The sequence below is a fragment of the bacterium genome, assembly GCA_016699045.1.
Taxonomy (GTDB): Bacteria; Babelota; Babeliae; order Babelales; family RVW-14; genus AaIE-18.
Map to the genome: position 1 here is coordinate 1,156,776 of CP064957.1, position 24,736 is coordinate 1,181,511.

Sequence of the window (24,736 nt, forward strand, 5' to 3'; positions counted from 1 at the left end):
TTGCAAATTGTATTAATCAGGATTTGGGAGCAAAAATGAACGGATAGCCGGTCTAAGCCTGAGGCATGAGGCTATCGGCATATTTGTGCATAATTTTGTAGTGCATGGGAATGTTGGCGCTTATTTGATCAGCGATTTCTTCTTTATAAATATGGGAAGTCATATTGCGACTTTCAATCATTTTCAATAACGTTTCTGCGTCGGTCTCAGATAAAAGCCCTGCCTTGAGTGCTGCTCGAATGACTGGTTTTGGGCCATTAAAGTCTGGGGTGATTTGGACAATAAGTTCGAGATATTTTTTTAAATATTTCCAAAAAAGGTCGGTACAAAATTCAAATCGTTGGATGAGTGAATCACGCAAAGATCTTTCTAGTTTGCTATTATCCATAAAAGTTAGCATTGTTTCTTTTGTTGATTCGCACTTTCTGCATTGTTCAAGATGGTCGATTGATTCGTTGAGTCGTTCTAATGCAGAGGTTAAGTTTTCATGAGCTAATTTTAAGCTTTCCATATAATGCCTTCTTGTTTTATTACATTTTTTAGTGTGTCTGACGCATTATGTAAATCAACTAAATCAACCGTTAAGGGAATATTGGTATCATCAATTTCGCTGCGTAGTTTTAAAAGTATATCAAAATCAACGATTCTTCCGCAATCAAAAGCAAGATCTATATCTGCGCCGGACCGATTAGTTTTTCGAGCTCTTGATCCAAAGAGATAGATCGAGCATCCAGGAATATGTTTTTGGATAATCTCAAGTAATAGCTTTTTATAGGTATCGAATTGGTTGTGTTCATTGCTCATTGTGTAACCTGTGAAGTAAAGATAGTCTGATCCAAGAAACGTTTTACCTTCTTTTGGTACATCGGCGCATGGTACGTATGCAGCCAGCCGTGGCGGCAGCGAGGGCCGATCCACAAACGTGTGCTTTTATTTTGTGCAACCGAAAAAAGTTGCAGACTGTTTTCAGGATTAATGAATTTGTCGTTGCACGAATGAATAAGCAGAATCGGCTGGGTGATTTTTTTCACACTTTCAAAGGGCGACATATTGTTGATATCACAGTTGTTAACATAGTGAAACATAGCGCGGGCCAATGGGAAAAATGGATAGTATGGCAGTTTAACTTTGAGCATGAAGCCGCGCAAAAACATTGTTTTCAGTTCAGAGAATGTCGAATCAATAATTAATGCATCGCATAAGTCCTGTTTCATTTCTGCTGCTTTGAGTGCGGAGGCGCCGCCCATCGAAATGCCCAAGACAATGAGCGGTATTTTTTTATCATAATTTTTCATAAAGTTGGCCGCGGCAATAACATCTTTGTACTCATGGCAGCCAATTGAAGTGGTGTTGCCGGGGCTTTGGCCGTGTGCGCGAAAATCGAATGCCAAAAGGTTGTACGTTGGAAACATATCAATCAGGCCGTACATAAACTCTTTGCAGCCTTGGTAGCCGTGGCACAATACTAAATTTGCTTGTGCGTTTGGTCGCGCAAAAAGCAGTCCGTGTAGCGTAAAATCATCACTGGTGTTGAAGGTAACGGTTTGAACGTCGGTGCGTTTGAGTAATTCATCGCGAATATCAAGAGTTAAGGTTGAAAGCTTGGTGCCATACACAATGCGGTCGCCAGCGCTTACAAAACGGTAAACCGTGTAGTATGAAATACCCATAACCATCATGAGAGCTATAAAAATACTTCCAAAGAAAATAAAAAAAGTGTTGCGCGAAAAGTGTATCATTGTAATTTCAATCCATGTTCGTAAACATTTTTACCAGCAAGAAAGTGCCAGTGAAGATGAAACACACTTTGTCCGGATGCGGCGCCATTGTTGCTTACAACATTAAAAGACGGTGGATTTTTTAATGTTTTACTGAGCGTTGTGACCATGTTGACCATGGCAAGGGCATAATGATTTTCGTTTTCAGTAAGTGCGCTCATATCAGCAATATGTGTTTTGGGTAAAATTAAATAATGGATCGGCGCTTTGGGTGCGATGTCCTGAACAACTAAAACGGAATCATTTTCGGTAATTTTTTTTGCGGGAAGAGTTCCCTGAATTATTTTGCAAAAGATACATGAGGAGCTGAACACTTCCATCCTTTCATTTAAAAGAACTGGCTTGCCAGGCATTTCCTGACGGAAATGACTGGTGCCGAAGGTCGGACTCGAACCGACACGATGTCGCCATCGCGGGATTTTGAGTCCCGTGCGTCTACCAATTTCGCCACTTCGGCATGCCCATGTAATTAAGCTCTATGCTACCAGAATCGCTTTTAAGGTCAAGTGTTTTCCCCTATTTTTTTGTTGTTTTTAAAGTGTGTTTGCTAAATTGAAAATTGGCAGGTAAATGCTGAGCATCAAAATAGTTATGATAATGCCGACAATAACAAGTAAAAGTGGGTTTGCAATGATCGTTAAAAGATGTAGCGAGCGTGAGAGTTGTGTTTGAAGTGCGACAATCATTTTATCAAGCATGAGGGCAAGTTTGCCGGTTTGCTCGCCTGTTGCCACAAACGCGAGTACGTCATCAGGAAAATATCTGGTACCGCTTTGCTTGAGTGCTTGTTCAAGCGATTTGCCTTGCATAATGGTAGTATTTACTAGTTCGAGTTGATGTTTAAACTCGCCGTGCTGGCTCGCTTGCTGGGCAACGTTGAGTGCTTGGCTGAGCGATACACCACTTTTGAGTAGCATGGCGATCATTTGAAAGGTATAAATTAAGTTTGAATGCAGCCAGATGGTACGAATAAATGGCGTGCGAGCTACTGTCCAGTCAGCCATTTTTTTTACCAGTGGCATTGTTAACAACAAACGTGTGAGCAGAACAAAGCCGGGAATGCTGAGTAAAAAAATCAAACCAGCGGGCGAGCGTAAAAATATGCTGAGAGCAATGATATTTTGTGTGAGTGGTGGCAGTTGCTTGCCGGTTGACGAAAACAACTCTTGGAACTGGGGAATAATAAAAATCATAATACTGCTGACGATCAGTACGGCAAACGTTAACGTGATACCAGGGAGCAAGGCGGCTTGGGTAAGTTTTTTAGTGAGTTGGATGCGTTGCTGGAGGTAGGCAACAATGGTATAAAAAGAATCAGACAGCTTGCCTGCCGCTTGGCCAGCTTTGACAGCGTTGATAATAAATGGCGAAAAAGCTTGCGGTCTTTTCGAGAGCGTGTGACAGGCTATTGCCGGCGCTGATATCTTTTATGAGTTGTTGCGTGATATTTTTGAGCGCACTTTTGCGTGTTTGCTTGCCAACAAGTTGGAGTGCTTGTGCCAAATCTATGCCGCTTTCAAGCAGTAAAGCCAGCGTTGCAAAAAAGCTTTCCAGCTCCTGGAGCGATAGCTTGGTGCGATGTTTTTTGAAAAAAGAAAAAAGTGGCTTTTTTTGGGTGTACGATAAGAGGGCTATGTGGCGGTCAAGAAGGTCTTTTTTGAGGACTTCTGGGGTTGTTGTTTCGTGATAACCATGCTGGTTGTTGCCATGAGTATCAATGCCTTTCCAAAAAAATGTTGGCATAGATCTCCCTTAAATAGTGAGCTGTATTTCAAGCCCTAATTCAAGAAGTACTTCTTCTTTCGATTTTTCTGTATCAATTTTTATTAATTTTAAGCGCGTTGCCCCGCCACGCACAATTTCTACATTTTTTTGAGCGATGTTTAATTTTTTGCTTAAAAATTTTATGAGCTCAGCGTTTGCTTTTCCCGCTTCTGGAGCGCTTTTTAGGCAGCATTTGATGGTGTTGTTTTTGTCGTAATGTAACGCTTGTTTGCCAGCGTTTGGCGTTACTTTTATCTCTAAAAGTATGCTCATAGGGCCCCTTTCATTAAATTTTTTAATAAAAAAACAAAAAAAATGATAGACAAGCGCGACATTTTTATTATTATCTCTTATACTATCTTAAAATGAGAGATTGAAGAAACAAAATTGAAATACAAAATACTATAAAATAATATGCGCCCATAGCTCAATTGGATAGAGTATCAGACTACGAATCTGACGGTTAGAGGTTCGATTCCTCTTGGGCGCACTTTTTTATTTTTGTAGGGAAGGAGAGATGGCTGAGTGGTCGAAAGCGCTTGCCTGCTAAGCAAGTATCTCGGGAAACCGGGATCGAGGGTTCGAATCCCTCTCTCTCCGCCATACTTCGCCAAGGCTTCGTATGGCACGGCCATTTTCTCGGTTAAGTTAGTATTGATAGAAAAGTTAGCTTTGCTTAAAAAGCGAAGTGTGCCCTTCGTAGCTCTGTAAGAGCGTAGGAGGGCGGGCATTAAGTACCGCTATTCAGATTCCCCAATTCTTTTGAAAAACATATTCTAAAAAAACACGTTCTTAAGCGTGGAGAGATGGCTGAGTGGTTGAAAGCAACGGTCTTGAAAACCGTCATACCGGGAAACCGGTATCGGGAGTTCGAATCTCCCTCTCTCCGCCATACTTCGCCAAGGCTTCGTATGGCACGGCCATTTCTTTAAATGATTAATTTACATAAAATATTATGCTTCGTTAGAACAATGCGAAGTATGCCCTTCGAAGCTCTGTAAGAGCGTAGTAGGGCTGGCACTTTCAAACTATCTACCCCAAATTTTACTTAACCAGCTGCATAATTTCAGTTCATTTGACACTCATTGTAAACTCGCATACTATATTTATGGTTACTAAAAATAAGCTCATTTTACTAAGCGAGGGTTATTATGTGGCAGCAAACAGTTCAGAAGCTTTATCAAAATGTTAAAAAAGAAGATGTATGGCGTTTGTGGATTGATATTGCAAAGTGGCCGTTGTGGCATGATGATTTAGATTCATGCACCATGGAAGGGCCGTTTGAGGTGGGCAATTTTTTCTGGCTCAAGCCTAAGGGCATGAAGGCGGTTAAAATTGAGCTAACTGACATAAAAGAAGGTTTTTCGTTTACCGATTGTACCAAATTCCTTGGTGCTAAAATGTACGATACACACACGCTTGAAGAAACGCCCGACGGTTTGTTGCTTACCAATACCGTGGTGGTAACCGGTCCAATGCGTTGGTTGTGGATTAAGCTGGTAGCGCAAAATGTTGCTAATACTTCTCTTGACCACATGGACGCTCTTGTTGCTTTGGCGCGAGGTTTACATGACTAAGCTTCCCTTTGGTTTCGACCGGCCCGAAGATAGCCCCGGTTTTTTGTTGTGGCAAACGACTACGCTTTGGCAGCGCCAGATAAAAAAAACGTTGGAAGTTTATGATATTTCTCATGCGCAGTTTGTGATCATGGCAACGCTTATGTGGTTTGGTGCACATAAGCATGATACAACGCAAGTATCGATTGTTAATTGGACCAAGCTTGATAAAATGACCGTGTCAAAAGCACTCAAAAAATTGGCGGCGTGTGGTTATGTGAGTCGTCTTGAGCATGCACAAGATACGCGGGCAAAGAGTGTAACGCTGACCGAAAAGGGTAAAGATCTTGTGCGTGCCTTGGTGCCCATTGTTGAAAAAATTGATAAGCTGTTTTTTGATAAAGCGTCTGCGCAGGAACAAAAAGTGCTGATGACCATTTTAAGTACGTTAATAAAGTAACGGCATGAACGGCAGGTATGAAAAAAAATCTTACAAAAGCGCTGATTGATACACAACTTGGGCCCATGGTTGCCATTAGCGATGACGAAGCGCTGTGCTTGTTAGAGTTTGTTGATGGGCGTGGTGTTGAGCGAGAAATAGAAAATCTGCGTATTAAAACTCAGGCAACCATTGTTCCTGGTTTAACTAATCCCATTAGATCAATTGAAGCTGAGCTTAGATCTTATTTTGATGGAACGGTAACAGCATTCAAGACACCCGTGCGTTTGTTTGGTAGCTCGTTTCAGCTGGTGGTGTGGCACGAGATTATGCGTATTCCGTACGGCCAAACCAGAAGCTATGCTCAAGAGGCTTGCGCGATTGGAAAAAGTACTGCTTATCGAGCGGTAGCAAATGCCAATGGTGCAAACCAGTTGGCCATTATTATTCCGTGTCATCGCATTATTAATAGCAATGGCAATCTTGGTGGCTATGGTGGCGGTGTTGTGCGTAAGCAATGGCTTCTTGATCATGAAAAAAAAGGTTCGTTGCTATGACAAATCAATCCCATGTCTCTACGCTTATGCATATCAGATCTATTCTACAAAATTCAGTAAGTGTTTCTATGTCGAGTGCTTCTGGTTTTTTTAAAACTGGCGCAGGGCACTACGCAGAACATGATATTTTTATTGGCGTGACTGTTCCGTGTTTACGTAAAATAGCCCAGCAATTTGCCGATTTATCGCTCGATGATCTGCAGGAGCTTATAACCTCAAAAATAAACGAAGAAAGATTGTTGGCGCTCCTCATTCTTATTGCTCAATACAAAAAAGCGACGAGCGAACATAAAGAAGAAATTTACCAATTTTATCTTAAAAATCTTAACCATGTTAATAACTGGAATCTTGTTGATGCTTCAGCTCATTGGATTATGGGAGCTCATTTATGGGAGCGTGATAGAAGTATCCTGCTTGTTCTTGCACAATCAGAATGTTTGTGGAGGCGCAGAATTGCTATTGTTGCAACATGGTATTTTATCAGAAAAAATGATTTAACATGGACATTTGACATAGCGCGTGTTCTTCTTGATGATAAACATGATCTTATTCACAAAGCTGTTGGATGGATGCTCCGTGAGGCAGGCAAAAGTGACGGGCAGGCCCTCATGGATTTTGTAGATTGTAACGTGTTGAAAATGCCCCGAACAATGCTGCGTTATTCGATTGAAAAATTTCCAGAACAGCAGCGTAAAAAAATACTGGCACTAAAATAGTTGATAAAAAGGTGCATGCTAACGAAATAATTATTAACGACTTGCTGGTGCGGCAATTGGTGCGTGAACAGTTTCCTGCGTGGGCAAACTTGCCTCTTGAGCGTGTTGTATCGATGGGTACTGACAATGCAATCTATCGACTAGGCACGGACATGTGCGTGCGCTTGCCGCGCATTCCGAGTACTGCTGCGCAAATTGAAAAAGAATTGCACTGGTTACCTCGACTGGTGCCGCTGTTGCCGCTGGCAATTCCTGAGGTGGTGGGTACCGGAAAGCCAAATGCCGACTATCCTTTTTGTTGGGTAATTTTGAGTTGGCGCGAGGGAGAGAATTTATCGAGTGTGCCAGCAATTGATATGGATTGGGTTGCTCGTGATTTAGCCAACTTCTTGCGCGCTTTGCAAAATATCGAAGTAGCTGAAGATGCGCTGCCGGCACTTCGCGGTGCGCCTTTGGCAACACAAGATTATGAAATGAGAAATGCTCTGGCGTTGCTGCAGGGCGCTATTGATACCGAAAAAATAATGGCCATCTGGGAACAATGTTTGGTGGCACCCGCCTGGAATAAGCCGTCTCTTTTGGTTCATGGTGACTTACTTCCCGCAAATCTTTTGATTCAGGATGGACGATTGAGCTTAGTGATCGATTTTGGTTTACTAGGCGTTGGAGATCCTGCTATTGATTTGCTTCCCGCCTGGAGCATTTTTTCTACCGATACGCGTGAAACGTTTCGAATCTTGTTGGCCGTTGACGACGCAACATGGATGCGTGGCAAAGGATGGGCGTTATCAATCGCGGTAATTATTGTGCCATACTACCAGCATACCAACCCTGAGCTTGTGGCGGTGGCGCACCGCATGATCAAAGAAATTTTTGCTGATTCTTAAACACTTTTTTTACGGAGTGCCGATGCTTATTACCAACAAACAATCATTAACCGCGCTCAAAGCGGCATTACTTTTTTTTCACGTGGCTGAGTTGCGTGATCTGTGCGTTCAGTTGTCTTTGCCAAAAGCAGGCACCAAACTTTCTTTAATCAGTCGTATAGTTTATTTTTGCGAGACGGGGCAGATTGTTACTGAGCTATTAATTCCAGCCATATCGCGCGCCAAGCGTGGCGTTCTTTATCCTTTGAAACCCGATACTCTTATGCTCAAAGGTGCTTATAAAAATGATTTGAAAACGCGCTTATTTTTTAAGCAGTTGATTGGAGAGTATTTTCATTTTACCGCCTTTGGTATTGATTGGCTGCATCAGCGCTGGCTCAATGGCAACCCACCAACCTATCAAGAATTTGCTGACATGTGGCAGGCTGAGTATGATCGGCGCAAAAAGTATGGTAGCACACCAAAAGAAGAGTGGGCGTACATTAATTTTAGCCAACAGTTTTTTAAGCACCATCCTGATGCTACGCGCGAAATGTTGTACGAAGCCTGGGAATACGAGCGCATACGCAACAAAAAAATTGCTCTGGCAATCGTTAGTGCAGTTTCCTGCCGTTAGGTGCTTTGGGCTCAACCGTTGCCAAGCAGATAGCGCCGCTGTTATCAGAAAAGCCAACCAGTAAAAATTGTGATATAAAACCCGCAATATTTTTTTCACCCAAATTTACGCAGCCAATAATGGTACGGCCGACCAGTAATTCTGGCGTATAAAGTACCGTTACTTGTGCTGATGTTTGCAAGATCCCAAGCTCTGGTCCAAAGTCCGCCCATATTTTGTAGGCGGGCTTTTTTGCTTTAGTAAAAGGTTCTGCATTAACGATCGTGCCTGAGCGTAGATCTACGCGTTCAAATTCTTCGTATGTGATAATTGGCATATTCATTCCTATTTACCAAAATTTACCAACTTTAATGTTGGCGTTAACATTAAGAAATGGTTCAGGTTTTTTTTCAATTATTCCTGCCGAGCTAAGAAATTGATTCAAATTTCTCTTGAATCGATTAAGTGATGGTTTTTCAAGGCTGTTTTTGCGTGAGTCGTAGCAAGCGAATACAATTGCGGTTGGAATTCCAACGATAATGGCGGCCATGCCAACTACTTTGAGCACGCTGAGCCACAATGGTGTTTCTTCTGGTTGATCAATATTGTTGAGTGCTTCGATTAAGCGTAACTGATTAATTGTTGAGTCTTTTTGCTCAAGCAATACTCGATACATCGTTGTATCCATCGGCACAAGGGTGTTGGTATTTTCTAGATTTTGATTAATTTTTTCAAGCTGGCCCAGAATTTTTTGTAAAGCAATGAGTTGTTCAGAGCCATCTTCAAAGGATGGCTTTCTGAGAAGCTCCTGTAGTTCGTTGCATGAATCAAGTATTGTTTCTTCCAATGTTGTGCTGAGAGCTTGTGGTATTGGTAAAAAGCAAAGGCTCAATGTCTTTTTTTTGAGCAATACTTTACCAATTTCATCAACATCTGACCGATCAAGATCGCGAACTTTTTCTAAGTCGAGATTGATTTTTTCTAGCTGTTCCAAGAGTTCTGCCAGCGTCATTTGTTGATTTAAATTTTCTTCAACAGAGCGTGTAGTGATGATAGCATTCATTTTTTTACACGGCAAAAGATTTTTGTGGTCTGGCTTTTGACCAAAAAGAGCTGGTGTTGAAAAGATCATAAGGCCGATGATTATAAAAGTTTTTTTCATAGACGATCCCGTGTAGTGTAATAATTTTTATTTTTAAAAATGTTCAAATTAAGGAAGTAGTTGAAATACTATTGCAATAATTTTGTATTATAGCAACTGGTGGGTTTTTATTTTTATTCAGATTGTAAAAGATTGTTATGGTGGTGCATCTTGCGTATAAATTTTTGTATGCTACGTATCATGAGTTTCTACATTGTTTTATGACAAGTTTTTTGTCGTTTGTGAAGGAGAAATATGAAGATGCGTATATTGAAGCATTTTGTGCTGGTTCCAAGTATGTTGGTCGTTGTATTTTTTTGTGTGAATATGGGCGAGGGCGGGGCAAAAAAATACGGATCAAGTACTAATGAACCTACGTTTGCGCCGCTTGAGGAAGGAGCGGGTAATTATTCTGGTAGTGTGTTTGATGAAAAAATTGAAACAAAATTGAGTCATTTGTCATTTTACGGTAGTACGAGTGTTGGGGGTTTGAGACAAGAAGATAATGATTCGGTAAGCAGTTTTGACCTTTCTCGTATTCATACGTTGGAAGTTGTGGAACCAAATTTTCAAAGCAAGCGCTTTAACAATACGTTTGTGCGCGTCAACGTGACGCTTAGATCTAAAAAAGATCCAAATAAGACAAAGAAATTAATCCGCGAAGTATTGGTACCTCAACGTGTAACGATTTGTGGCCTTGAAGAAGAAACAGGCATGCAAAAAGCATGGTTCTTAGAAAAGATTAGCAAAATTGTTGTGACGATGTCGGCTAGCCAAATTGAAGCCATGATGCCGGAAGAAAAGCGTCATGGGTTTAGGAAAAGACGCTCGATGCGATCAGAAGATAAAGAAAATATGGAAAATGAGCAATCTGCTCAAGTAAAAAAAAAACACTAACCGTTAGCGAAGAACATCCACTTGGTGAACCTGATCGAGAAAAAACCTTGTGGCAAACTTTTATGATGATGGTTGATGCCATAATCGATATCGTGAAATTGCTGCTTAAACCGATCGTCAGTTTGTTTGTCGGGTAACTCTTTTACGTTTTAGTGCATTCGTAAATAATAATGTCGGTAGCCGGATTGGTTGCCGACTCTTTTTTATAGTTTTGATATTTTTCAAGTACCTTGAATTGAGCATTCGTGAGCAATTCATCCATCTCGTCAAACCGATACAGGTACATATAAAAATCTTCTTCTTCAACCGCAACGATGTTGTTGTTAACGATAGATTCGTAGCGGCAGACCGATTTAAATAATTGTTTACTTGGTTCGTATGACGTTAAAACGTTGAGTGCAATGAGTGAGCCATCTGGTCGGGTGTGCGTGGCGCGTCGCCATATGCCGCCTGGTTGAGGTAGCGAAGCAATGGTTTCAATTTCAAGGACCAGCTTGCCGCCCGGCGCTAAATGGCGGGACATGATTTCAAGACTTTGCTTTGCTGTCTCAAGGTCTGCCATCAAACCCCATGAGCCAAAAGGTACGAATATAAGCTGGTAAAGTTTTGGATTGTTAAAGTTTTGGACGAACTCTTGCCAGACTGGTGCTGGCTGGTTGCTGATTTGGGCATAATGCTGTCGTAGTGCGGCGAGCATATATTCTGAAGCATCAAAGCCTTCAATGTCCAAGCCGGCTTGCAGCATGGGAATCAGAAAGCGGCCGGTGCCGCACATTGGTTCCAAAATGGGGCCCTTGGCTTGGCGTGCGTAGTGCATAAAAAAAGATAAGGCTGCTGGTGCATCTGACCGTTGTTTGAGCTCAAGGTCGTAAAATTCGGTGCATAATTTTTTGTATGTTGTTAATGGTTGGTGGGGCATTGATGCAAACCTTTCTTTATGCTAACTCTTGATTTTATAACAATTAATTAATCATAATCAAAAGTGTAGTTTTTGGTATTTAAAAAAGTTATAAAAAAAGGAGCTGTTATGGTAATGAGTAAACCGCTTAAAATAGTCTTAATTATTGCCGCATTAATTATTGGTGGCTATGGAGCTTACCGGTTATATATTTTTATAATTGACGATGCAACTAAGAGAATTACGCGTGGTACTATAAAAAATATTGGCAGCGCTATAAATCCTTTAAATTTACCTAAAACAATATTTGGGAAATAAGCTTTGCCTGTCATGATTCCGTACGCCTTAAGCTTGTCGAAGGGCTGTAGATTATAAATCCAGTTCAGCATTTTCTTTGTAGTCGTCGATTTCTTCTTTGGTTACCAGCCCGCTGATGGCAAAGGCTCGTTTGAGTGCCATTGCTTCAGCAACTTTGAGAATCATTGCGTTGGTATACTGCTGCCAAATGGGCGCCTCTTTTTTGTAATAATCCCTGATGCTGACAAAAACGGTGGTAGCTTTTTGGCGGTCTTTGCGGAAAACGCTACAAAAGGCGCCGGTCAATTTTGACTTATCAAACATCAAATGTTCTTGGCCGTAGGTAATGTGCAGGCTGCCGTTGTCGCGCTTGATTAGCTGGTCGCCTTGATACACGACATCGCTTTCAAGTCCATCAAAATGTTCATTTACGTTGGCTATTTTTAAGTAGCCGTCTCTGCTGGTAATAATGGTCGATTTGCCGCCATATTTTATGAAATAAATTTCTTTTTTGAGTGGATCGAGGTTGTAGGCGTTACATAAGTACATGAACGTTTTAAATTCCTCGTCCGTTGCCGTTGGCGCTGCCATGGCTCTGATGTGCTGCAGGTCGGGGTTAGTTTTTGATGGTGCTGGTTTTGGTTTGGTTGTTGGTGTCATTGGTGTTTTCGTTTAGTTTTACTTTGTGTCGATGAGATCTGCCAAAGAAAAGACTTTATTTTCTGGATAAAATTTCTGTTGCTGCTTTTTGGCAACTTCTGCCGGCGTCAGCCTTTTATTGTTTTTAATCGTTGTTGATGCGCCATATTTTTTTAATAACGAAATTGTTTTTAAATAGTCTTCTAGCTTTTCTGAGTCACATTTCTTGAATTCTGGATCTGTTGACGGATACTGCCAATTTTCGCCACGAGCTGCGTCATGAAGTGGGGTGTTGCCTTTGTTGTCCTTAAGATTTGGTTTGGCCTTATCTTCAAGCAAAAGTTTGACGGCCTCATGATTGCCTTCAAGAGCGGCGATGTGCAACGGTGTGCTACCATCACGTGCCGGTGCATCAACCGTGGCTTTTTTCTCGAGCAAGTAAGTTATGATATCGGGATTGTTTCTTTCAGCTGCCCACCATAACGCGGTTTGGCCATATTCATCAGCTTCATTAATATCGATTTCAAGTTGTTTAAGTAATGCTTCAACGGTTGCAAGAGAGTTGTCTTGAACTGCGTCATGCAAAATGGTTGATTGCCCGGTGTTGGTTAAAAATGCTAAAAATAGGGCAAGCAAAGCAATGTTTTTGATGTTCATCGTGTTACCTTTCAACTAAAAAAGTGAACATGTGTATAATCAATCACTATGATTATAAAGCATAATTTGTATTAATTGAAACGCACAATTTTATAAAAACATGCTATTTTTAAGTTTTTTTATAAAATTGTGCCAATTAGAAATAATGAAGGGCTAATTTTTAGATATCGGCAAGCCAGGCATGATGTTCAAATAAATGGTCAATTTGTTTGAGTGCGTGCCAAAGCCTAAATGGTTTGTGCTGCGCGTGCGAGGTGGCTTTGTAGTGGTAACAGATTGCTTTGATATGGCGCCTGGTGCATTCTTCTTGCAGTGATACCAGCTCTTCGTGTGAATCGTCGACTAAAACGATAGTGCTTGGCCTAAGTTTAAAATGATCTAAAAATGCCCCAATCAATGTTCCTTTTGCTTGTTGGTTGCAACAAATCAGGCCGTTGTACAAAACGGGAGCGTTGTTGCGGTAGCGTGGTAGTTGATCGAACGTTATATTTTCAAATTCGTTGCTCAAAACAATACCAAAATCTTTGAGCATAGTTGCCCGCCAAGCCGGCATGCTTTCGATAACGCCAAATTTTCCTGTCTCCATGCCGGTAATACCAAGAACGTGAGCGCCCTGAGTGTGCAGTTTTTTGATAACGTCGGCTAAAGCTGGCTCGGTAAGTTTGCGTGGCGCTTTTTCGAGCATTATGCTAAATAAATTTTCTCCGGCCTTTGGGTCAAGGAACAAGCTTGGGTGCTTAATGAGTGTCAAAATTTTTAATGGCAGCGGCAAAACAAAGGTGCGCGGCAGAAAGTCGCTGGCGGTGATGAGCGTGTCGTCACAGTCAAAAAACACGAACGTTGAGCTATCTGCTTGGGCAAGCTCGTCTTGGATGTCATTGATTGAGTACACTTGTGGGAAAGTGCACGGTTCTTCGGGTGTCTGAAAATAGCGAGGGCCGAAGATGATGGCAGTGGTGGTAAGGACTAGGCCAAGGGTGAGAGCTACAATCTTTTTCATAATTTTGCCTTTTATTAGAATATTGATTTATAAACTTTTATCTTATTGGGACACATGCCATTCCATCAAGTCCTGGTCGAGGTAGCGGTTATCTTTGAAAAGATTTTCTTTTAGTGTGCCAACTTTTTTAAAACCAACAGTTTCATACAACCGCAGGGCGCCTGGTTGCGTTTTGGTGACATGTAACAAAATTTTGCGTAATTGTTTGGTGGGGGCATCTTTTTGAACATGTTTTATGAGAAGGGCGCCAATTCCTTGTCGACGGTAGGCCGGTTTAACCCACAATGAAACAAGAAAAGCATAATGCTTTATTCCCATTTCTTTGTTTTGCACAAGGCCGATCATGCCAATGATTTGGTTATCTGTCCATGCAAACCACATTGATTTAAGTCGATTTTGCCAATTAGTTGGCGTTAAATTAATTTCTTCTTCATAGCTTCCACCAAAGGCCTGAGGATCGTTTTGTAGGGCTTCAAGCCGCAGCTCGCGGTATACCTGCCATGAATCAGGTGGTAGTTGAATAATGCCAATAGCGTCTTGCATTTTTTATTTATAAATTAAGGGATAAGCATCGGGATATTTTAATGATTCAACTTCAAGATCAACATCTAATGATGGCCAATGTAAATGTTTTTCATGATAAAAGTGCATATCATAAATTTGGTCGACTGTTGCTTTTTGGAACCATGGATATTGAGCAAAGGATAAAAAAAACTCCCTGTCATCAATTAAAATCCAAATACCGTGGTTAGATATATTTTGGACTTCAGCAATTGAAGTGCTTTTTCCAGGCTTTTTCAATTTCTTTGCCATGTTCCTCAACAATCCTTTCGAGATCTTTAAGTTGACGGTCGGAGAAGCCGCTGTAATCAGCCAGTGCTATTACAGGTTTGATCCAAAATTTTGCTTCCCCATGTGGCGATGATATGTGTATGTGCATACGAGATTCTTCTCGAGAAAAGAAAAAGAATCTAAAATTTTTATATCTAAAAACCGTTGGACTCATACACCCATCCCAGTCATTACGTTCAATATAAGTTACATCTTTAACAACATAGTTTACTTGAGTAAAAAAAGCAATAGTACTGTTTTTTACGATAGATTTTTAATTCAAGGCAACGTTTTTCTTAAATTTACCCGTGACTGTTTTTTCTTTCTCATGAGTTGAATGCCATAAAAAAATTAGTGTATGCTGCGGTAGTAAAGAAATCAAGAGTCTTTCTTATTTTAAAATTGGCAGTGAGGTTTGGGTTATGAACGATGGATTACCGGTAAAAAATGGGATAGTGATACCGCTCAACGAATTAGAAATTACCACGAGCAGAGCGGGTGGACCAGGTGGGCAGCATGTCAATAAAACTAGCACGCGCATAACCGTGCGCTGGCACGTGCCAACCACAATTGCCCTGAACGATGAACAAAAAGCTCGTGTGATGCAAAATTTACAAGCGCGCTTAACCATTGATGGAGATTTGTTAGTGCACAACAGCGCCTCGCGTAGTCAACAAACAAACAAAGAAGAGGCGCTCAAGCAGTTGGCTCAGTTGGTGCGCAAGGCGTTGTATGTTCCCAAAAAACGTATAGCTACTAAAGTTTCGACTGGGGCAAAAGAGAAGCGTTTGAAAGTAAAAGCACACAAAAGTACGATTAAGAAAATGAGAAGCAAGAGGATTACTGAAGAGTAAGAAGATGATTAAGGAGAAGCGTGAAACAGGATAAATTGATACCATTTTGCATATGCTGTGCAAAAAGAATAGTCGGGGTTGTTTTGATAGTCTTTGGCATTGTTGGTCTCTTTCTGCCAGTGCTACAGGGCATTGTTATGATTGTGGCGGGGCTTGCGTTATTGGGTAATCATACGCTTGCCAAGTATTTATTATCGTTGAAAGATCGTTTAGTAGCGTGGTGGCATAAGTAGCGCTAGAATTTCTTAAATAATTTAGTGTACAAAGAGTCCTGGTGCGGCGTTACGCAGAAAAAGTGGCCAACGTATTTAACAAGCGAAAAATAGACAATTGGAGTTACGATCAAAACAATCGCAATTAAAAAAAATGTTTTAAAGACGAGTAGCATGAGTATCCTTGGTTAAATCTGACAAGCTGATTGTCTGCGAGTCATGAACAATGTTGGGGATTTTGCCCAGATCTGTAAATGAATTGTTTTTGATAAACAAGCGCAGCAAGGTTTTTTTACGATGAGTTGTGATGCTGATAACGCAGCTACGGCCCGTTTTTTCACAAAAAAACATGCCTTCGTGATCATTAGAAAAATCAACAATGTCCCAGCCTTCGCGTTCCATTTCTTTGCGATAAAAATCTTGAACAAGATTAATGTTCAAAGAGCCGTGATACGTAAGTGCTTCGGCTTGAGAAGAGTCTTCTTTGTGGGCAAGAAAAAAGCCAAGCGGAATTGGTATATCAACCCGCTTGGCTTTTTCTAATGTCTCTAAAAAATGCTGTTGGCTTGCCAGGTGCGTATCTTGTTGCTTATTACAGCTGGAGCTTGTCAGCACTATAACAAAATAAACGAAAAAAATTGAACGGCTTGGTATAAAACGAAAGAAGCCGAACATGGGGATGTTTACTCGGTTACGTTGGTGTCTTCTGTTGTTGCATGTGTTTCACGCGCTGCTGCATCGCGAGCGGTGATTGCTGCTTTTTCTTCTTTGGTAAGAATCAATTCTTTAACGTTTGTTGCGCGACCAACACGATCACGAAGATAGGTGAGTTTAGCGCGACGCACTTTACCACGTTTAATAACGGTAATGTCAGTAATATTTTCTGAGTAGTAAGGGAAAATACGCTCAACGCCAATGTTGTTAGCAGCAATTTTGCGTACGGTAAAGGTTGTAGCCATACCGTTGCTGTGTTGCATAATAACGATGCCTTGAAACATTTGAATACGCGATTTGGCGCCTTCAGTTACTTTCTGTGCTACTTCGATAGTATCACCAATTCTAAACTCAGGAAAATTACGGTTTTGAGTACCATAATCGACGATAGTTTCTTTGGTTAAATGGTTTGCTTTCATGATTTCCTTTTAGAGCGATAAGGGTGTTTTTTTATCAAAAATTTGAAATCTTTAAAAAAATAGCGACTACCCACCATTATAGACATGTTTGCCGCGCTTAGCAATACCTATTTTGCTGGTTTTAGCTTATTAAGCTTTGGTTGTAGGCCTAGCCATCGGTCAAGAATAATCGAAACAGCCGATCGGACCGACAAATGGTTATAGTCTCCCAAGCCTTCAACGGGCAATAAGATATAATCACTTTGTTCTAAAATTTCTGATGCCAAGCCTTGTCCGGTGCCAAAAATAAGGAGAACCGGGCGTACTTGTTCCCATACTTCTTGTTGGCTGAAATAATCGATGGTTTCAATGTTTTCGTAACCACGTGCCGAGGTGGTAATAATCAAAGGTTTTTTACCTTCTTTTTCTTCAATGTATGCCAATACTTCATGCAGCTCATTCACTGGTCGTACCGCCTTGATGGCGTCGTAACGTGTTATGTTATATTCTTGGCCTGCTTTTGAAAGCCAAAAATCAAAAAATGTGGCAATGATTTTTTGCTGATCAATTAATGGGCAGACAATAAAAAAGTTTTCAATGCCATAGGTTCGTGCGGTGCGGGCGATGTCGTGAATATCAAGCGACGCTACTGAACTTTGGCCAATTGTTCCTCCCTTGAGAACGATTTGCGTGTGCATGACTGCTACGTAATGATTAGGAATAAATTTTTTGGCGCAGTCGCGGTATTTCTTTTCAGGCTGTTGTTGGCGAAACCAGTCAAAGCGTTGTCGTACCGTCTTTTTACATGCTTGTTCGGTGCGCCATGTTGCAAGAGCTCCGTGGTTGCCCGATGTTACAATTTCCGGTATTTTTTCTCCGTTCCATTCGATTGGGTGGGTGTATTCTGGATAGTCAAGTAGTGGCCCACTAAACGAATCATCCTCAACCGATTCTTGCTTGCCTACAACGCCAGGAATGAGGCGCAGGAGTCCTTCAAGAAAAACTTGTGCTGGAATATCGCCGCCCATCAACACATAGTCGCCAACTGAAAAGACGTAATTGGCATAAGCATGTTCTACGCGAGTATCAATTCCCTCGTAGCGTGCGCATACTAAAATGAGATGGTTTTTTTTATTCGAGCCTGGTGTGCTTTCGATAGTGTCGTCAGCGTTCTGAGTATTATGACAATGCCGAGCTGCAAATTGTTCAAGAATGCGTTGGTTAAGCGTAGTGCCTTGCGGAGAAAAAAAAATAACGGTACCCACGCCCCACTTTTCTTGGCAGGCACTCAAAGCCTTTTCGATAACATCTGGCTTAAGCAGCATGCCTGCGCCAGAACCACAGGTTGGTGAATCGATACGTACTTTTGGTGAAACCAAATCTGAAAAGCGAACTAGATTAAATGAAACGAGGCCTTTTTCTACCGACCGAGCAATAATGCTGGAGGAGATAAAGGCTTCGTAAAGTTCAGGAAATACCGTTAAAATAGATATGTTCATGCGTGATGAAAATTACTCAAGGATTTCAAGTACAGCGCGCTTATGTTCTTTTGATGCTGCTGCATGTACCAGTGTGCGGATTGAACGGGCAGTTCTGCCTTCTTTACCAATAACTTTTCCAAGATCTTCTGGAGCGACACGAAGTTCAATAATGATTGCCTGCTCACCGCTAACTTCAGAAACAACAACGCTTTCTGGACGGTCAACAAGCTTTTTCACAATGTGTTCAACAAGTTCTTTGAGCATGTTATCTCTCCTGAGCAACTATAAATATCGCGAATGTTTTTAAATAATAAACGAAAACGTAACGTTTTTGATGCTTACTTTTGGGTCTTCATCAGTTTGGTAACTGTTTCAGAACATTGAGCTCCTTTAGAAACCCAATCTTGAATACGATCCATTTTGATTTGAATCAACTGATGATTCAATGAATCATATGTTCCAAGGTTTTCTAAACAAGCACCGTCACGCTTATCTCGCGAGTCTACGGCTACAATGCGCCAGTAAGGTCTATGTTTTCTTCCTAAACGGCTCAAGCGAATTCTAACTGCCATTGGCAAAATCCTTTCAGTACTACGGCAAAACAATTGTCAGTAATCGGTTTTTCAATGCAATTTCTACAGTATACAGCAACTTTTAAAATTATCTAAAAAATCTTCTAAAATTACTGTCTTTCTTAAAAATTTTCACAAATTGTTTACTTTGTTCAAATCTTTGGAGTAATTGATTGACATCCTGCACAGAAACACCAGATCCCTGAGCAATACGCTTTTTGCGCGAGGCATCAATAATATGGGGTAAACACTGTTCTTTTTTAGTCATTGAGCTAATAATCGCTCTAAATCTTTTCATTTCTACCTGGCCTTTATCCATCATTTCAGGAGAGACCGATCCCATGCCGGGAAGGTAGCGCATAAGTTTTTGCAAAGAGCCTAATTTGTTGATCATGTCCATCTGTTCAGCAAAGTCTTTGAGGGAGAAGTTGCCGCTCATAAATCGTCTGCTGATCGATTCTTGTTCTTGTTCATTGATCGTTTGGGATGCTTTTTCGATGAGCGTCATAATGTCGCCCATGCCCAACATGCGCGATGTTATGCGTTCTGGAATGAAATTTTCTAAATCTTCTATTTTTTCACCAGCCCCTACAAACGTAATTGGCTTTTTTAACGCAAATTTAAAAGCAAACGCTGCGCCACCGCGGGTATCTGAATCCATTTTGGTCATGATTGCGGAGTCAAAACCTACCGCTTCGTTAAAGCTTTGGGCGACTTTGAGTGATTCTTGGCCGGTCATGGCATCAAGGACAAGAAATTTATATTTTGGTGCCAATGCATGGTTAATGGCCTTGAGTTCTTGCATCATGCTGCTGTCGACGTGTAAGCGTCCTGCTGTATCCAAAAAGAGCAGCTCGTAGCGATTGTTTTTGAAATAGGTATTAATTTCTTGTGCAGCTTTAACCGGGTCGGCGTTGGTTGCTTGATAAAAATCGACACCGACGGTCTTTGCTAAAATTTTTAATTGTTCAACAGCGGCAGGGCGGTAAAAGTCGACCGATGCGACAAGGATTCTTCTTGTTTTGCTACGGCTTTTTGCTTGCTCAAGGATCCACTGGACAACTTTTGCGATGCTGGTAGTTTTTCCAGAACCTTGTAGGCCCATTACCATAATGACTGACGGAATTTGAAAGCTGACGCCGGCAATGACATTTTTGCCACCAAGAAACTCAAGTACCTTGTCGTGGACAATTTTGATCATTTGCTGGCCAGGGTTTAAAGCAGTTGACGTTTTAAGACCAACGGCTTCTTCTTTAACTTGTTGCAAGAAGGTTTGGATGATATCCAGTGGTACGTCGGCATCCAGAAGGGCGTCTCGTACTTGATTAAGGGCTTCTTGGATGTTTTCTTCGGTCAAGCGGCCACGGTCTTTGAGCCAGCCCAAGACCCCTGAAAATTTTTGTGATAAGAATTCAAACATTGCTAACCCTGTTTTTACTAACTGTAATGAATGCTTCAAGTTTTATTGCTGTTCCAATGAAGAGCTTATCATATTTGAAGAAATGCTCAATATTTGGTCTTAAAGCTTTAAAGAAGATTTGATCAGGTAAATCATTTAAGTAATTGGTGCCGGGAGACGGAGTTGAACCGACGACACAAAGATTTTCAGTCTTCTGCTCTACCACCTGAGCTATCCCGGCATATCTTATGATGGCCGAATGGCCACTTGTCAAAGTATTATGTATGCAACGTATAGTATCTTTTTAGCATCTTATTGTCAACTAAAATACGAAGGTTTTTTACGTTAAAAATCATACGAAGTCGACTCTTGCCAGATTTGGTGATAAAATAAGCAGGACGTTGTTTTAGAAAATTACCTGCATAACAATGGAATTAAGGCATGAAAAAAATTTTGCTGTACTACAAATATGTTGAAATTGTTGAGCCTCAGCTGATTGTTAAGTGGCAGCAAGAGCTGTGCCAAAGCTTGGGACTTAAGGGCCGTATTTTGATTGCGCATGAAGGTATAAATGGGACGCTTGAAGGTTTGGCTGATGCAACGCAACAATATATTAAAGCTATGAATGAAGCGCCGCTTTTTACCAATATTGATTTTAAGGAAAGTGACGGCGAAGATGGTGTTGCTTACTTTCCGCGGTTACGTGTAGCATTGCGCGATGAAATTGTGGGTCTTGGGGGAAAGGCGCAGGAAGTGACGGTTGAGAGCACCGGGCAACATTTAACGCCAGAACAAGCGCATGAGTTGATGGCGAACCCTCCCAAAGATTTAGTAATTCTTGATACGCGTAATGATTATGAATCGCGTGTTGGTACGTTTAAAAATGCCATCATTCCTGACATTAGAAATTTTCGTGATTTTCCAGACTACATCGACCAGCATCTTGACGAATTTAAAGATAAGGAAGTGTTGATGTTTTGCACAGGCGGCGTTCGTTGTGAGCGGGCAACTGCCTATCTCAATGTCAAAGGGGTAGCGCGCAATGTCATGCAGATCGAAGGCGGCATTCATCGCTATGTTGAAAAATTTCCTGACGGCTTCTTTCGCGGCAAAAATTATGTTTTTGATAATCGCGTGACCGTGAAAGTTAACGACGATATTTTAGGTTCGTGCGATTTGTGCGGTGTTTCGTGCGATGAGTATACGAATTGCTTAAATGCTTCATGCAATAAGCTTTTTATTTCATGTACGCCATGTCTTAAAAAAATTGAAAATGCTTGCAGTGATGCGTGCTTACAGTTAATTAAAGAACATAAAGTTGCTTTGCGACCGCCGGTAAAAACACTTATCCAGCGCAATCGTTGCTTTGAATAAATTTTTAGAGGCTCTCAACAAGGGGGCCTTTTTTAATGCTTAATTTTTAATGAGTACCGCGCGTGCCGGTGCTGCTTCAAGGCCGTTGATTGCTAGCGGAAGGCAATGTAGGTCGTAAGATTCTCCATTAACATTACCAAGACGTACGCCTTCAATAATCACAACGCCGCCTTTGAATAAGATATCATGCGTTGCATGATGGGGCTGATTGCGTTCAATCCCAAGATAATCAATACCAACGCACCAAACTTTTTTGTTGGCTAAAAATTGTGCTGCTTCCTGTCCAACGTACACAAACGTTGTATCAAAAAGTTCTGTTGGCGTGTGGCTGCTGTTGGTTGTTTTGAGTAAGATGCGTTCGTTTGGCAGCAGATTGTGTAGTTCTAAATCTGCAGGCATAATTTTTTCAGCGACATGGCAAAGATCTATAACGCGGCATGGTCCAACTAATCGTTCAAGTTTAATTGTTTCGATCATTCCGCCATGTTCTAAAAAGTGTGATGGAGCGTCAACGTGAGTGCCGGTGTGGGTATTGAATGTGATACTTGAATCGCGCACGCTGTCGTTTGGAAAATTTTTGTTCCATGTAAAAGTTGCTGGCTTGCTGTTTTTGTAGCTAGTCATGTCTGGGGTTATTGGCCAGCTTATATCAATAATCTGCATCTTATTCTTTCTCTTTTACGGTGTGCCCGCCAAATTCATTGCGCAGCATTGCTACCACTTTGGTTCCATAATTGCCGCCTGTTTCACGTGACCACGTACGGATATCGAGTGCGTCTTTGAGCATGGCCATGGGCACGTTGTGTTGTTGTGCTTCATCAAGCGTCCAGCGGCCGGTTTGGTTTTCGCCAATTTCGCCCGCAATAGTTTCAAGTTTTTGATCGCGCGTAAAAACGTTGTTGGCAAGTTGTAAGATCCATGAACGGACGATTGAGCCGTTGAGCCAAATGTGTGAAATTTTTTCAAGATCAAGATGGGGGTAGCTGCCTTGTTTGAGCAAATGAAAACCTTCAGCATATGCTTGCAACAGCGAATATTCAATGCCGTTGTGCACCATTTTTACATAATGCCCGGCACCAGCTGGTCCAACATAACCGTAACCGTTTGGTGCGGCTAATGCAGAAAAAACCGATTCGAGTTGTTCAAAAATTTCTTGTTTGCCGCCAATCATGAGTGAGTAACCCTGTTCGCGTCCCGCCAAGCCTCCCGAAGTACCGCAATCAAGAAAATGAATATTTTTTTCAGCCAACAAAGCCGCGCGGCGTTGCGAATCTTTAAACCAGCTATTGCCACCGTCAACGAGAATATCGTTTGGTTGCAGATGGGGCAGCAATTGTTCAATCGTTGTATCAATAAGGGCGCCAGCTGGTATCATCAACCAAAAAACGCGTACTTTTTTTGCAAGCAGGTCAAGGCTACTGGCAAGTGTGACGCCAATTTTTTGTGCGTCGTGCTGTGCTTGTGGTGTTGGATCAAAGCCAAATACGGTATGATTGTTGTCGATCAGTCTGGCGGCAATTCCTTGCCCCATGCGGCCTAAGCCAACAATGCCTATGTTCATGATAACCTTCTTTTTTATGAAAAAATCTTTTTTGTTTCTTTAGGGCCTGCGCTGCCTGGTTGATAACTATAAAGTTTGGCATCTTGGACACGATCGATTTGTTCAACAATTTTCCAAGAAATTTGTACTTCATCGCCGCGGACAAATGCTGATTGATCACCTTTCATGATGTCTGCCAACAAAATTTCGTATGCTTCTGGCGTGTTGGGGCCGAGCAATCGAGCGTGTGGTAGTTCCATAGTTACGGGTGTTACTTCAATTGCTTTGCCGGGCACTTTTGCATTTAAACTTAAATAAAAGCCTTCGTTTGGTTCAATATTAATTCTAAAATAATTAGATTCTGAAGGGCAAGCTGAAAGAAGGCAGTCAGCTTTTTTAAAGTTAACTTGAATATAAGATTCTTTGCTGGGCATGCATTTTCCGGTTGTTAAATAAAAAGGAACGCCGCGCCAACGTTTGTTATCGATCAGTGCTTTGATGGCAATAAATGTTTCTGTTTTTGAACGTGGGTTTACATGCTTTTCTTGTAGATATCCTTCGTATTGACCGCGTACAACTTTGGCAATGTGTACTTTTTTCAGTACTTTTGCTTTGGCGCTACGAATCGCGGCAGCTTCAAGCTTTCTTGGTGCTTCCATGGCCGTGAGTGCTAAGAGTTGAAGCATGTGGCTTTGTACCATATCTTTGATAGCGCCATGTGCGTCGTAATAAATGCCGCGGCCTTGCACGCCAATTTTTCATTTAAAACTATTTCAACATTTTCGATGTTATTATTGTTCCAGAGTGGTTCAAAAATACGATTGGTAAAGCGGGCAAGCGCGATATTGCCAACCAATTCTTTTCCCAAAAAGTGATCGATTCGATAAATTTGATTTTCGTTAAAAATGTCAGCCAGGTAACGATTAATTTTTTGTGAAGATTTTAAATTGTGGCCAAATGGCTTTTCATACACAACGCGTGACCATTGTTCGTTTGGTTTGGTTGGCGTATCTTTTTTGTGAACAATGTTGTATTTAACCAGGCCTTTGGTAATGTCGATAAAATGTTCTGGCATGGTGGCAAAATAAAAGAGTCTGTTTTTCGGCAATTTTGCTTCGCGTTCACATGTTTCTAAAAAGCTTTTTAAATGGGCATAGGCTTTCTTGTCACTAAAATCCATCTGATAATAATGGAACGATTCAATCAGCTTGGCGATAATGTCCGCTTGCGGATCAACAATAAAGTGCATTGCTTGCTCAACAATTGTTTTTGCATGAGTTGAGTCAATCGAAATGCCAATAATGGTAAATTTGCATAAACGGTTGTCTTGAACCAGTTTATAGATGGCGGGGATAAGTTTTCGTTTACTTAAATCGCCGGTTGCACCAAAAATGACGAAAGTGCATTCATCAAAACAATGTTGTTGTGTCATGATTTTTTCACGTTAAGAAGCACATAAATGTTATTGTTCGTTGCTTAATTTTTCTCACTATTTCAATGAATGTCAACTAATTCATGGGTCGTGAATAGTAGACATTGC

At 41.3% G+C, this 24,736-nt stretch carries 37 protein-coding genes and 5 tRNA genes; 14 read left to right on the plus strand and 28 right to left on the minus strand.

The window, feature by feature from the left end; translation table 11 throughout:
* Window positions 1-52: 52 nt before the first annotated feature.
* From IPF37_05215 to IPF37_05250, 8 genes are all read right to left on the minus strand, one after another.
* The gene (locus IPF37_05215; protein ID QQR48932.1) at window positions 53-511 is read right to left on the minus strand and encodes a nucleotidyltransferase substrate binding protein; all 459 of its coding nucleotides are present in this window, start codon (window positions 509-511) and stop codon (window positions 53-55) included.
* A complete protein-coding gene (locus tag IPF37_05220) occupies window positions 499-804 on the minus strand; it encodes a nucleotidyltransferase domain-containing protein (GenBank protein QQR48933.1) in 306 nt (101 codons plus the stop codon). Before IPF37_05220 ends, IPF37_05215 begins: the two co-directional genes overlap by 13 nt.
* Window positions 801-1,679, minus strand: coding sequence for an alpha/beta fold hydrolase (locus IPF37_05225; GenBank protein ID QQR48934.1), 879 nt, complete (start codon window positions 1,677-1,679; stop codon window positions 801-803). The genes IPF37_05220 and IPF37_05225 overlap by 4 nt, the downstream gene beginning before the upstream one ends.
* 56 nt (window positions 1,680-1,735) lie before the next feature.
* A complete protein-coding gene (locus IPF37_05230) occupies window positions 1,736-2,092 on the minus strand; it encodes an HIT domain-containing protein (GenBank protein QQR48935.1) in 357 nt (118 codons plus the stop codon).
* Between the two features lie 56 nt (window positions 2,093-2,148).
* Window positions 2,149-2,235, minus strand: a tRNA-Leu gene (locus IPF37_05235).
* A 76-nt stretch (window positions 2,236-2,311) separates the two neighbouring features.
* Window positions 2,312-3,022, minus strand: coding sequence for a type II secretion system F family protein (locus IPF37_05240; GenBank protein ID QQR48936.1), 711 nt, complete (start codon window positions 3,020-3,022; stop codon window positions 2,312-2,314).
* 70 nt (window positions 3,023-3,092) lie between these two features.
* Window positions 3,093-3,521: a type II secretion system F family protein gene (locus tag IPF37_05245; GenBank protein QQR48937.1), complete on the minus strand. Its 429-nt coding sequence runs from the start codon at window positions 3,519-3,521 to the stop codon at window positions 3,093-3,095.
* A gap of 9 nt (window positions 3,522-3,530) precedes the next feature.
* Complete coding sequence (locus IPF37_05250; GenBank protein QQR48938.1) at window positions 3,531-3,815, minus strand: DUF167 domain-containing protein; 285 nt, start codon at window positions 3,813-3,815, stop codon at window positions 3,531-3,533.
* A gap of 143 nt (window positions 3,816-3,958) precedes the next feature.
* On the opposite strand from IPF37_05250, the gene IPF37_05255 reads away from it, so the two are divergent.
* The 9 genes from IPF37_05255 to IPF37_05295 all read left to right on the plus strand — a co-directional run bounded on the left by IPF37_05255 (window position 3,959) and on the right by IPF37_05295 (window position 8,313).
* Window positions 3,959-4,032: transfer RNA gene (locus tag IPF37_05255), tRNA-Arg, on the plus strand.
* A gap of 21 nt (window positions 4,033-4,053) precedes the next feature.
* Window positions 4,054-4,145 (plus strand) — tRNA-Ser (locus IPF37_05260).
* A gap of 197 nt (window positions 4,146-4,342) precedes the next feature.
* Window positions 4,343-4,434, plus strand: a tRNA-Ser gene (locus tag IPF37_05265).
* A 259-nt stretch (window positions 4,435-4,693) separates the two neighbouring features.
* Window positions 4,694-5,119, plus strand: coding sequence for an SRPBCC family protein (locus IPF37_05270; GenBank protein QQR48939.1), 426 nt, complete (start codon window positions 4,694-4,696; stop codon window positions 5,117-5,119).
* Window positions 5,112-5,558 carry a winged helix-turn-helix transcriptional regulator gene (locus IPF37_05275; protein ID QQR48940.1) on the plus strand — a complete coding sequence of 149 codons (447 nt, stop codon included), beginning with the start codon at window positions 5,112-5,114 and terminating at the stop codon, window positions 5,556-5,558. Before IPF37_05270 ends, IPF37_05275 begins: the two co-directional genes overlap by 8 nt.
* Before the next feature lie 17 nt (window positions 5,559-5,575).
* Window positions 5,576-6,094 carry a methylated-DNA--[protein]-cysteine S-methyltransferase gene (locus IPF37_05280; protein QQR48941.1) on the plus strand — a complete coding sequence of 173 codons (519 nt, stop codon included), beginning with the start codon at window positions 5,576-5,578 and terminating at the stop codon, window positions 6,092-6,094.
* Complete coding sequence (locus IPF37_05285) at window positions 6,091-6,810, plus strand: DNA alkylation repair protein (GenBank protein ID QQR48942.1); 720 nt, start codon at window positions 6,091-6,093, stop codon at window positions 6,808-6,810. Before IPF37_05280 ends, IPF37_05285 begins: the two co-directional genes overlap by 4 nt.
* Window positions 6,811-6,821: 11 nt before the next feature.
* The gene (locus IPF37_05290; protein QQR48943.1) at window positions 6,822-7,697 is read left to right on the plus strand and encodes an aminoglycoside phosphotransferase family protein; all 876 of its coding nucleotides are present in this window, start codon (window positions 6,822-6,824) and stop codon (window positions 7,695-7,697) included.
* Window positions 7,698-7,719: 22 nt separating this feature from the next.
* Window positions 7,720-8,313, plus strand: coding sequence for an SAP domain-containing protein (locus tag IPF37_05295; protein QQR48944.1), 594 nt, complete (start codon window positions 7,720-7,722; stop codon window positions 8,311-8,313).
* Here IPF37_05295 and IPF37_05300 read toward each other — a convergent pair.
* On the minus strand, window positions 8,291-8,629 hold the full coding sequence (locus IPF37_05300) for a tRNA-binding protein (GenBank protein ID QQR48945.1): 339 nt from the start codon (window positions 8,627-8,629) through the stop codon (window positions 8,291-8,293). The genes IPF37_05295 and IPF37_05300 overlap by 23 nt on opposite strands.
* Before the next feature lie 12 nt (window positions 8,630-8,641).
* Window positions 8,642-9,454, minus strand: coding sequence for a hypothetical protein (locus tag IPF37_05305; GenBank protein ID QQR48946.1), 813 nt, complete (start codon window positions 9,452-9,454; stop codon window positions 8,642-8,644).
* A gap of 234 nt (window positions 9,455-9,688) precedes the next feature.
* Here IPF37_05305 and IPF37_05310 point away from each other — a divergent pair, with 234 nt between their 5' ends.
* Window positions 9,689-10,330: a hypothetical protein gene (locus IPF37_05310; GenBank protein ID QQR48947.1), complete on the plus strand. Its 642-nt coding sequence runs from the start codon at window positions 9,689-9,691 to the stop codon at window positions 10,328-10,330.
* Between the two features lie 142 nt (window positions 10,331-10,472).
* Here the strand turns inward: IPF37_05310 and IPF37_05315 are convergent, their stop codons facing one another.
* Window positions 10,473-11,249, minus strand: a complete 777-nt coding sequence (locus tag IPF37_05315; GenBank protein QQR48948.1) for a class I SAM-dependent methyltransferase — start codon at window positions 11,247-11,249, stop codon at window positions 10,473-10,475.
* Between the two features lie 108 nt (window positions 11,250-11,357).
* Between IPF37_05315 and IPF37_05320 the strand changes: the two genes are divergently transcribed.
* Window positions 11,358-11,546 carry a hypothetical protein gene (locus tag IPF37_05320; GenBank protein QQR48949.1) on the plus strand — a complete coding sequence of 63 codons (189 nt, stop codon included), beginning with the start codon at window positions 11,358-11,360 and terminating at the stop codon, window positions 11,544-11,546.
* A gap of 51 nt (window positions 11,547-11,597) precedes the next feature.
* Here IPF37_05320 and bet read toward each other — a convergent pair whose 3' ends face one another.
* The 6 genes from bet to IPF37_05350 form a co-directional block, all read right to left on the minus strand.
* Window positions 11,598-12,185 carry a phage recombination protein Bet gene (bet, locus tag IPF37_05325; GenBank protein ID QQR48950.1) on the minus strand — a complete coding sequence of 196 codons (588 nt, stop codon included), beginning with the start codon at window positions 12,183-12,185 and terminating at the stop codon, window positions 11,598-11,600.
* Window positions 12,186-12,203: 18 nt separating this feature from the next.
* A complete protein-coding gene (locus IPF37_05330; protein QQR48951.1) occupies window positions 12,204-12,821 on the minus strand; it encodes an ankyrin repeat domain-containing protein in 618 nt (205 codons plus the stop codon).
* Between the two features lie 160 nt (window positions 12,822-12,981).
* The gene (locus IPF37_05335; GenBank protein QQR48952.1) at window positions 12,982-13,821 is read right to left on the minus strand and encodes a DUF2608 domain-containing protein; all 840 of its coding nucleotides are present in this window, start codon (window positions 13,819-13,821) and stop codon (window positions 12,982-12,984) included.
* A gap of 42 nt (window positions 13,822-13,863) precedes the next feature.
* On the minus strand, window positions 13,864-14,364 hold the full coding sequence (locus tag IPF37_05340) for a GNAT family N-acetyltransferase (protein QQR48953.1): 501 nt from the start codon (window positions 14,362-14,364) through the stop codon (window positions 13,864-13,866).
* 3 nt (window positions 14,365-14,367) lie between these two features.
* Window positions 14,368-14,634, minus strand: coding sequence for a DUF2442 domain-containing protein (locus IPF37_05345; protein QQR48954.1), 267 nt, complete (start codon window positions 14,632-14,634; stop codon window positions 14,368-14,370).
* Window positions 14,588-14,827 (minus strand): DUF4160 domain-containing protein, encoded by a 240-nt coding sequence (locus IPF37_05350; protein QQR48955.1) that lies wholly within the window; start codon window positions 14,825-14,827, stop codon window positions 14,588-14,590. Before IPF37_05350 ends, IPF37_05345 begins: the two co-directional genes overlap by 47 nt.
* Before the next feature lie 247 nt (window positions 14,828-15,074).
* Between IPF37_05350 and arfB the strand changes: the two genes are divergently transcribed.
* Complete coding sequence (gene arfB, locus IPF37_05355) at window positions 15,075-15,506, plus strand: aminoacyl-tRNA hydrolase (protein ID QQR48956.1); 432 nt, start codon at window positions 15,075-15,077, stop codon at window positions 15,504-15,506.
* Between the two features lie 83 nt (window positions 15,507-15,589).
* Window positions 15,590-15,739: a hypothetical protein gene (locus tag IPF37_05360; GenBank protein ID QQR48957.1), complete on the plus strand. Its 150-nt coding sequence runs from the start codon at window positions 15,590-15,592 to the stop codon at window positions 15,737-15,739.
* Between the two features lie 138 nt (window positions 15,740-15,877).
* Here the strand turns inward: IPF37_05360 and IPF37_05365 are convergent, their stop codons facing one another.
* From IPF37_05365 to IPF37_05395, 7 genes are all read right to left on the minus strand, one after another.
* On the minus strand, window positions 15,878-16,333 hold the full coding sequence (locus IPF37_05365; GenBank protein ID QQR48958.1) for a hypothetical protein: 456 nt from the start codon (window positions 16,331-16,333) through the stop codon (window positions 15,878-15,880).
* Between the two features lie 68 nt (window positions 16,334-16,401).
* Window positions 16,402-16,851 carry a 50S ribosomal protein L19 gene (gene rplS, locus IPF37_05370; GenBank protein ID QQR48959.1) on the minus strand — a complete coding sequence of 150 codons (450 nt, stop codon included), beginning with the start codon at window positions 16,849-16,851 and terminating at the stop codon, window positions 16,402-16,404.
* A 107-nt stretch (window positions 16,852-16,958) separates the two neighbouring features.
* On the minus strand, window positions 16,959-18,329 hold the full coding sequence (gene trmD, locus IPF37_05375) for a tRNA (guanosine(37)-N1)-methyltransferase TrmD (protein QQR48960.1): 1,371 nt from the start codon (window positions 18,327-18,329) through the stop codon (window positions 16,959-16,961).
* Between the two features lie 12 nt (window positions 18,330-18,341).
* Entirely contained in the window at window positions 18,342-18,575 is a 234-nt protein-coding gene (locus IPF37_05380; protein ID QQR48961.1) for a KH domain-containing protein, read from the minus strand.
* A 74-nt stretch (window positions 18,576-18,649) separates the two neighbouring features.
* Entirely contained in the window at window positions 18,650-18,883 is a 234-nt protein-coding gene (gene rpsP / locus IPF37_05385; protein ID QQR48962.1) for a 30S ribosomal protein S16, read from the minus strand.
* A gap of 88 nt (window positions 18,884-18,971) precedes the next feature.
* Window positions 18,972-20,342 (minus strand): signal recognition particle protein, encoded by a 1,371-nt coding sequence (ffh, locus tag IPF37_05390; protein ID QQR48963.1) that lies wholly within the window; start codon window positions 20,340-20,342, stop codon window positions 18,972-18,974.
* Between the two features lie 105 nt (window positions 20,343-20,447).
* Window positions 20,448-20,523, minus strand: a tRNA-Phe gene (locus IPF37_05395).
* A gap of 200 nt (window positions 20,524-20,723) precedes the next feature.
* Here IPF37_05395 and IPF37_05400 point away from each other — a divergent pair.
* A complete protein-coding gene (locus tag IPF37_05400) occupies window positions 20,724-21,656 on the plus strand; it encodes a rhodanese-related sulfurtransferase (protein QQR48964.1) in 933 nt (310 codons plus the stop codon).
* Window positions 21,657-21,695: 39 nt separating this feature from the next.
* On the opposite strand, the gene IPF37_05405 is transcribed toward IPF37_05400, so the two are convergent.
* Genes IPF37_05405 through IPF37_05420 form a run of 4 tightly spaced genes read right to left on the minus strand, consistent with a single transcriptional unit; the run spans window position 21,696 to window position 24,628 of the window.
* Window positions 21,696-22,319 carry a cyclase family protein gene (locus tag IPF37_05405; protein ID QQR48965.1) on the minus strand — a complete coding sequence of 208 codons (624 nt, stop codon included), beginning with the start codon at window positions 22,317-22,319 and terminating at the stop codon, window positions 21,696-21,698.
* A gap of 1 nt (window position 22,320) precedes the next feature.
* Window positions 22,321-23,217 carry a decarboxylating 6-phosphogluconate dehydrogenase gene (gene gnd, locus IPF37_05410; GenBank protein ID QQR48966.1) on the minus strand — a complete coding sequence of 299 codons (897 nt, stop codon included), beginning with the start codon at window positions 23,215-23,217 and terminating at the stop codon, window positions 22,321-22,323.
* Between the two features lie 14 nt (window positions 23,218-23,231).
* On the minus strand, window positions 23,232-23,945 hold the full coding sequence (locus tag IPF37_05415; GenBank protein ID QQR48967.1) for a hypothetical protein: 714 nt from the start codon (window positions 23,943-23,945) through the stop codon (window positions 23,232-23,234).
* Window positions 23,867-24,628: a hypothetical protein gene (locus IPF37_05420; GenBank protein QQR48968.1), complete on the minus strand. Its 762-nt coding sequence runs from the start codon at window positions 24,626-24,628 to the stop codon at window positions 23,867-23,869. The genes IPF37_05415 and IPF37_05420 overlap by 79 nt, the downstream gene beginning before the upstream one ends.
* Window positions 24,629-24,736: the final 108 nt, after the last annotated feature.